Here is a 4,073-nt window from a genome sequence, read left to right as displayed (position 1 = left end):
GCACGCTGTTCGTGTGGCACGCCGGTGAAGAGAAGGGGCTGTGGGGATCGGCGCACTTCACCGAGTACCCCACGGTCGCGCGCGACAGCATCGTGGCGCAGCTCAACATGGACATGGTGGGCCGCGGTAGCGCGACTGACCAGACCGGTATGAGCGCTGACGGAAAGGAACTGCGCGGCGGCCCCGACTACCTGCAGCTGGTGGGTTCGCGCCGTCTGAGCAGCGAACTCGGCGACGCCGTGGAGCGGGTGAACAAGGACCGCAAGCACAACTTCGTGTTCGACTACGCGATGGACGCGAACGGTCACCCGATGAACATCTACTGCCGCAGCGACCACTACGAGTACGCCAAGTGGAACATCCCGGTCACGTTCTTCACAACCGGCGGCCACTCGGCCTATCACCAGCTGACCGACGAGCCGCAGTACATCGATTACCCGCATATGCAGCGGGTGTCGCGCCTCGTGGCGGATATCGCGCTGGCGATCGGGAATGGCGCGAGCCGGCCGAAAGTCGATGGAGCGAAGATGGATCCGCGGGGACAGTGCAAGCAGTGATCGCGTAGACAGCGCGGGGATCGCCCGCGCGACCCGCCACTGGCGACTCGAAACCCGAAACTCCGTGCGGTCCGCGAGGAGTTTCGGGTTTCGTGTTTCGGGTCTCGGGTGAGGGACGGTTGGGTTCCCCTGCCGCTTGCACCCGTTGGCGGAGTGAAACGAGCATTCGGCGGATGTTTATGATTTTCCCGAGGAGCGACGAAGCAACGTCATCAGGAATCGCACGGATTCTCCAGGCGAGATCGACATGGCTCTCGCTCTCGGACGCGGACGCGATCGCTATCGAAAGGAAATGCGCGAATTGCTTCGGCGAGTCTCTCATGGCGCCCTCCGCGATATTCGCCCCGATCGACGACGAGGCCCTCCTGAGCTGTCCGCGCCACGGGCCGATGACCGAAGCGCCCGGATCCGACGTGACATCATGCACACGAGCTGCGAAGTCCTCGGATCGCTGCCACACACGGAGCTGTCTGAAATCCTGCATTGGCGCAGGATAGGATGGGCCCACCAAGAACGCCGCACCGATTCGACGGGCGTTGTGCCGTTCCGACGCGGCGTGGCCCACCCGCCACTGGCAACCCGAAACCCGAAACTCCCGGCGGTCCGCGAGGAGTTTCGGGTTTCGAGTTGCGGGTAGCCGGTTTCCCCCAACGCCTCCCCTCCCCCATTACCTTTCGAGGCTGTACCCAACCCCAAGCCCGCAAGTCATGCTCCGCCTCGGTATCGTCGGTCTCCCCAACGTCGGCAAGTCCACGCTCTTCAACGCCCTCACGGCGGCGAAGGCGGAGGCCGCCAATTATCCCTTCTGCACCGTCGAGCCGAATGTGGGCATGGTGGAAGTGCCCGATCCGCGGCTCGACAAGTTGGCGGAGATCGTGCAGCCCAAACGCACCGTACCGGCGGTCGTGCAGTTCGTGGATATCGCCGGGTTGGTGAAGGGGGCGTCGCAGGGGGAAGGGCTTGGCAACAAGTTCCTGCAGAACATCCGCGAGACCGACGCGATCGTGCACGTGATCCGCTGCTTCGCCGACGACGACGTGACGCACGTGATGGGGCAGCCCGATCCCGCGCGCGACAAGGAGATCATCGAGCTCGAACTCGCCCTCTCCGATCTGGCGCAGGTGGAGAAGCGGCTCGACAAGGCACGCCGTGCCGCCAAGGCTGCCGACAAGGAAGCGCTCGCTGAACTGCCGGCGCTGGAAGCGGCCAATGCCGCGCTCTCCGAGGGCAAGCCGCTCTGGCGCGCTGGGCTTACCGCGGATCAGCTGGAGAAGCTCGCCGGGCTGCAGCTGCTCACGGCCAAGCCGGTGCTCTACGCCGCCAACGTGACCGATGCCGAACTCTCGGGCGAGGAGGGGCAGTACCTCACTTCGCTGCGCGCTGCCGTGGCCGCCGGCGGCGAGAACGCCCAGATCGTGCCCTTCTCGGCCAAGATCGAATCGGAGCTCGCCGAGCTTGGCGCCGAGGAGCGTGCCGAGTTCCTCGCGTCGCTGGGCATTGAAAGCGCGGGGCTCGACCGACTGATCCGCGCCGGCTACTCGCTGCTGGGCTTGGAGACCTACTTCACGGCTGGCGAGCAGGAAGTGCGCGCCTGGACGATCCACAAGGGCGACACCGCCCCCAAGGCCGCCGGTGTCATTCACACCGACTTCGAGAAGGGGTTCATCCGCGCCGAGACGGTGTCGTATCCCGATTTCGTGGCGCATGCCGGCTGGAAGGGCGCCAAGGAAAAGGGCGTCGTCCGCTCAGAAGGCAAGGAGTACGTCGTGCAGGATGGCGACGTGCTGCTGTTCCGCTTCAACGTCTGAGTAGCGCCATCGTGCGATGGTCCCTCCCGTGCGCGCTGTCGGCAGGGGCGCACCAGGCACCTTTTCGCATGCTCGCGGGTACCATCGGCGCATGATGCGCACGCCCCCCCTTCTGGTGGCTCTGGGCCTGCTCGCTCCGCTCGCGGACCGGGCGGCCCCGCTCGGCGCGCAACCGGCACTCGCGTTGCAGGATGCGGCCGCGAGGACCGCGACGGGGAACGCGACCCCGGTCCCCTTCCAGGTGGGGGAGCGGCTCGAGTACGAAGTCCGCTTCGGGGCGCTCAAGGTGGGCAACGGCAGCATGGAGGTGAAGGAGATCACCGAAGTGCGCGGCCGCCCCGTGTGGCACACGGCCTTCACGATCAAGGGTGGCATTCCGCTCTATCGGGTGAACGACCTGTACGAGTCGTGGTTCGACGTGAACACGCTCAATAGCCTCCGCTACCACCAAGACGTCGACGAGGGGAATTACGAGCGCAAGCGCCGCTACGAGATCTTTCCGGAGCGCGGGGTGTTGCGTGAGGGAGATCGCCCCGAAGAGCCGACCGTGACGAACCCGCTCGACGAAGGGTCGTTCCTGTATTTCGTGCGCACGTTGCCACTCGAGGTGGGCAAGAGCTACGAGTTCTCGCGCTATTTCAAGGCGCAGGGGAACCCCGTACGCATCCGCGTGCTGCGCCGGGAGACCGTCACGGTGCCGGGGGGCACGTTCAAGACGGTCGTGCTCCAGCCCACCTTCCAGACCAAGGGCATCTTCAGTCAGAACGGGAAGGCCGAGGTCTGGATCAGCGACGACGATCGTCGGATGGTAGTGCAGATGAAGTCGAAGCTGAGCTTCGGTTCCCTGAATTTGTACCTCAAGGGGGCGCGGGGGACGAAGTAGCGTAGCTTTCGCGCATGTGCGGACGCTACGGTTTCGGCAATCCGGCCCGGATGGGCACCCTTCCCCTCGGCGTGGAGCTGCCGCCGCTCGAGGCCCGGTTCAATGTGGCACCGTCGCAGGCGGTGCCGATCGTCGTGCAGGGCCGTTCAGGAAGTCGCCGGGCCGGGCTTGCACGATGGGGGCTGGTGCCCTCGTGGGCCGATGATCCCTCCATCGGCAATCGATTGGCAAACGCGCGCGGCGATACGGTGGCCACCAAGCCGAGCTTCCGTGGCGCCTTCAAGGCGCGCCGTGCGCTTCTGCCCGCCGACCGATTCTACGAGTGGCAGGTGCTGGAGGGACAGAAGGTCAAGCAGCCGTGGTGCATCCAGCTACCGGACGACGCCCCTTTCTGTTTTGGCGGTCTGTGGGAGCAGTGGGTGCCCCACGCCGGTTCGGACGGAGCGTCGGACGCCGAGTCGTTGGTCACCTGCTGCCTGATCACCACCGAGCCCAATGCGACCATGACACCCATCCATGACCGGATGCCGGTGATCGTGGCCCCGGCGGACTATGCGGCCTGGCTTGACCCGGGGACCCCGGCGCCGGTGGCGCAGGCGCTGATCCGTCCGTGGGAGGGCCCCATGCACGCCTTCCCGGTCAGTACGTACGTGAACGCCCCCAGAAACGAGGGGCCGGCTTGCTCCGCCCCCCTTTCCTGACTAGGCTTCAAGGCTCATCCGGAACGGTCCGCCTGTGCGTGGGCCGTTCCGCTCGACCCTCCGCCCGCGGCTCGGCACTGCGGGTGGCACTCATGACCATAGGGAGGATTGCCGAGTGGCAAAG

Annotated in this window: 4 protein-coding genes and 1 pseudogene; 4 read left to right on the top strand and 1 reads right to left on the bottom strand. The window is 65.9% G+C overall.

Going from position 1 to position 4,073, the window contains the following annotated elements; translation table 11 throughout:
* Window positions 1–557 (top strand): M28 family metallopeptidase (locus ACIQ51_RS14040; RefSeq protein ID WP_396205688.1); only part of this gene is annotated, 557 nt, incomplete at its 5' end.
* A gap of 199 nt (window positions 558–756) precedes the next feature.
* Here the strand turns inward: ACIQ51_RS14040 and ACIQ51_RS14035 are convergent.
* A pseudogene (locus ACIQ51_RS14035) lies at window positions 757–1,041 on the bottom strand (four helix bundle protein); the annotation flags it as partial.
* Between the two features lie 223 nt (window positions 1,042–1,264).
* On the opposite strand from ACIQ51_RS14035, the gene ychF reads away from it, so the two are divergent.
* The 3 genes from ychF to ACIQ51_RS14020 all read left to right on the top strand — a co-directional run bounded on the left by ychF (window position 1,265) and on the right by ACIQ51_RS14020 (window position 3,949).
* Window positions 1,265–2,365: a redox-regulated ATPase YchF gene (ychF, locus tag ACIQ51_RS14030; RefSeq protein WP_396205687.1), complete on the top strand. Its 1,101-nt coding sequence runs from the start codon at window positions 1,265–1,267 to the stop codon at window positions 2,363–2,365.
* Between the two features lie 91 nt (window positions 2,366–2,456).
* On the top strand, window positions 2,457–3,248 hold the full coding sequence (locus ACIQ51_RS14025; RefSeq protein ID WP_396205686.1) for a DUF3108 domain-containing protein: 792 nt from the start codon (window positions 2,457–2,459) through the stop codon (window positions 3,246–3,248).
* A 14-nt stretch (window positions 3,249–3,262) separates the two neighbouring features.
* The gene (locus ACIQ51_RS14020; protein ID WP_396205685.1) at window positions 3,263–3,949 is read left to right on the top strand and encodes an SOS response-associated peptidase; all 687 of its coding nucleotides are present in this window, start codon (window positions 3,263–3,265) and stop codon (window positions 3,947–3,949) included.
* The last annotated feature ends 124 nt before the right edge of the window (window positions 3,950–4,073 follow it).

The sequence above is a fragment of the Gemmatimonas sp. genome (genome assembly GCF_044344655.1).
Classification (GTDB): domain Bacteria; phylum Gemmatimonadota; class Gemmatimonadetes; order Gemmatimonadales; family Gemmatimonadaceae; genus Gemmatimonas.
The sequence above is the reverse complement of the archived record's forward strand: the minus strand, read 5'-3'. Positions and strand labels throughout refer to the sequence as shown.